This is a genomic window from Lysobacter sp. TAF61 (assembly GCF_052113485.1).
Lineage (GTDB): Bacteria > Pseudomonadota > Gammaproteobacteria > Xanthomonadales > Xanthomonadaceae > Lysobacter_J.
The window spans coordinates 1-1,411 of record NZ_JBFRDH010000021.1 but is presented as its reverse complement, the minus strand read 5'-3'; the positions used below and the strand labels follow the sequence as shown (position 1 = coordinate 1,411).

General features: G+C 63.7%; 2 protein-coding genes. Both read left to right on the top strand.

The features are described from left to right. Positions 1–218, top strand: a 218-nt coding sequence (locus tag AB4Y64_RS17640; protein WP_441817749.1) for an OmpA family protein, incomplete at its 5' end; no start/stop codon positions are given. A 294-nt stretch (positions 219–512) separates the two neighbouring features. After that, on the top strand, positions 513–1,411 hold an 899-nt coding region (locus AB4Y64_RS17635), incomplete at its 3' end, for an outer membrane beta-barrel protein (protein WP_441817748.1).

The window sequence follows — 1,411 nt, the reverse complement described above, 5'->3', positions numbered from 1 at the left end:
ATACCGACCAGTGCGGCAAGGATGCGTACAACCAGAAGCTGTCGGAGCGTCGCGCCACCACGGTGTACGACTACCTGACCAGCAATGGTGTGGACGCCGCGCGTCTGGTGGGCCCGATCGGTTACGGCGAGAGCCGCCCGCTCGAGGACATGGGCCAGGCGTTCCCGGCCTGCAAGAGCGAGAAGAACCGTCGCACCGAGCTGAACGTCCAGAACTGAGTTCGGGACGCCGGGTTTCCGTAACGAACCTCGGTAACGAACCTCGGTAACGATTCTTCCAAAGCAATCTTCGAAGCCCGGCCTTGTGCCGGGCTTCGTCGTTTCCGGGCTCCTACCAGACTCTGCCCGGCAAAAACGTTAACCAGTATTAACAAATACAATGTCGGTGTATGATCGCCGCCGTCAGTGACCCCCTTGGGCCCTTCCAAGGCCGATTCAGATTTTTGCGTCGTGCGCCTGCCTGCAGTACGCCTGTGTTTCCCACCCGTTTCTGACTGATCCAAGGAGTGACAGATGAAGATCCGTTTGTTGAGCACCGCCCTGCTGGCCGGCCTGGCCTTTGCCCAGGTTGCCAGCGCGCAGGAATTCGATGACCGCTGGTACCTGACCGGCACCGCCGGCATCAATGTCCAGGACAACGACCGCGGCACGCGCAACGCGCCGTTCGGTGCGCTCGGCGTTGGCAAGTTCCTCGACCAGAACTGGTCGCTGGACGGCGAGCTGAACTACCAGAACCCCAACAACGACGCCAACCAGAATCTGCGCTGGAGCCAGTACGGCGTCTCCGTCGATCTGCGTCGCCACTTCAACGCCGAAGGCCGCAACTGGGCCCCGTACGTCCTGATGGGCCTGGGCTACCAGCAGTCGGAAGAAGAGTTCGACGCATCGCCGAACCCGAACTCGCCCGGCCAGCGTGACGAAGGCAACCTCGCCGCCAAGGTCGGCGTCGGCCTGCAGACCGCCCTGGGTTCGCGCGCCTCGCTGCGCACCGAAGTGGCCTATCGCGCCGACTTCGACGACGGCAGCATCAGCGCTCCCAGCGAAGACTGGTTCGGCGACCTGCTGGCTTCGGTCGGCGTCGTGATTCCGCTGGGCCCGGCGCCGGTCGCTGCTGCGCCGGCTCCGGCCGCGCCGAGCTGCGCCGACATGGATGACGACGGTGACGGCGTCAACAACTGCGACGACAAGTGCCCCGGTTCGCAGGCTGGCCAGACCATCGGTCCGGACGGTTGCCCGGTGCCGGTGTCGATCGACCTGAAGGGTGTGAACTTCGACTTCGACAAGGCCACGCTGCGTCCGGATGCTGTCTCGATCCTCTCCGAGGCCACCGAGATCCTGAAGCGTTATCCGGAGCTGAAGGTCGAAGTCGCCGGTCATACCGACCAGTGCGGCAAGGATGCGTACAACCAGAA